Below are 1,278 nucleotides of genomic sequence, written 5' to 3'. Positions count from 1 at the left end.
GCGCCAGCGCGCAGGTGGGGTCGCCGAGCAGATGCTTGGCGACGCCATCGACATCGGTCAGGACGGTCTTGGTGCCGACCAGGAACACCAGGCTCGGCTCGTGATATTCCGCTGAGGCGAGCACCGTGGTGTCGCAAGGCCTGTTGGCCTGGACTGCCGCCTCGATCGCCGGGCTCAGCCAGATCGGCTTCAGCGAAGGCGCGATGACGCCGAACAGCAGCCCATAGGTGATGCCGGCGCAAACCGCGATGGCGCCGATGCGGGAGAGCGGCACTTGCAGCTGTCGCGAAAAGGCGAAATACCCTGCCGCCAGTGCCGCCGCGGCCGCCGGAATGCTCCACCAGGAGAAGGTGCCGGTGAGATAGATCGGCGCTCCGACGCAGACCGCCGCCAGGCCGAGGCTGACCACGGCAAGGCCGAATGCGGTCGACCACCACAACCAATCCTGCCAGCGCCTGAGCGGTGCATTGGCCTCCTGCGGCGACAATGTCAGCAGCCAGCCGATCAGCAGCGCCATGCCAGGATAGGCCGGGAGCACGTAATGCGGCAGCTTGGTCGGGATCAGCTCGAACACCAGCCAGAACGGAATGTACCAGGCGAGGCAGAAGCGCAGCCGGGGATCGTCGCGCAACCGGTTGAGGGCCTGCAGCCCGGCGCCGACCGCGATCAGGCCGAAGGGCCACATGAACAGCGAATAGGTCAGCATGTAGAAACCGGGCGGCAGGCCGTGCGATTCCTCGCCCGACGCGACCTTGGCCACCATGTCCTTGCCGACGGCATCCTGGAGAAAGGCACCGCCGCTCTTCCAGGTGATGAGGGCGACCCAGGGCAGCACGATGAGGAGCACCAGGGCGACACCGCGCACGAGCTTCAGCTTCAAGAGCCAGCGCCAGTCGCGCTCGAAGGCAAACAGGGTGGCGACCGTCAGCACCGACAACAGCGGGGCCACCGGCCCCTTGATAAGGATCCCCAGGCCTTGAGCCGCCCAGAATATCCACGGCAGATGGCCGGCCACCGGTTCGTTGCGGCGCGATGCCAGATAGATCTGGGCGAGTGCGCCTTGCGCCGCCACGCAGCAGGCCAGCAGCATGGCGTCGGTCTTGGCGTCGCGACCCTCGAAGGCGGTGGCGAAGATCGCCGCCATCATCAGGCCGGCGGCGAGACCGGCATTGGCCCCGAACAGCTTCGTGCCCGTCCAGGCGATGCCGACGACGGCCAAGGCAATGCCAAGCATGGAGACGAGGCGATAGACCCAGATCGGCGCCGCCGCCCCCTCGC

Annotated in this window: 1 protein-coding gene; it reads right to left on the bottom strand. The window is 67.3% G+C overall.

The features are described from left to right. Window positions 1-1,278, bottom strand: a 1,278-nt coding sequence (locus tag EN925_RS36400) for a glycosyltransferase family 39 protein (RefSeq protein WP_164894682.1), incomplete at both ends; no start/stop codon positions are given.

It is taken from the genome of Mesorhizobium sp. M7A.F.Ca.US.006.04.2.1, assembly GCF_004022915.1.
GTDB classification, from domain to species: domain Bacteria; phylum Pseudomonadota; class Alphaproteobacteria; order Rhizobiales; family Rhizobiaceae; genus Mesorhizobium; species Mesorhizobium ciceri.
The sequence above is the reverse complement of the archived record's forward strand: the minus strand, read 5'-3'. Positions and strand labels throughout refer to the sequence as shown.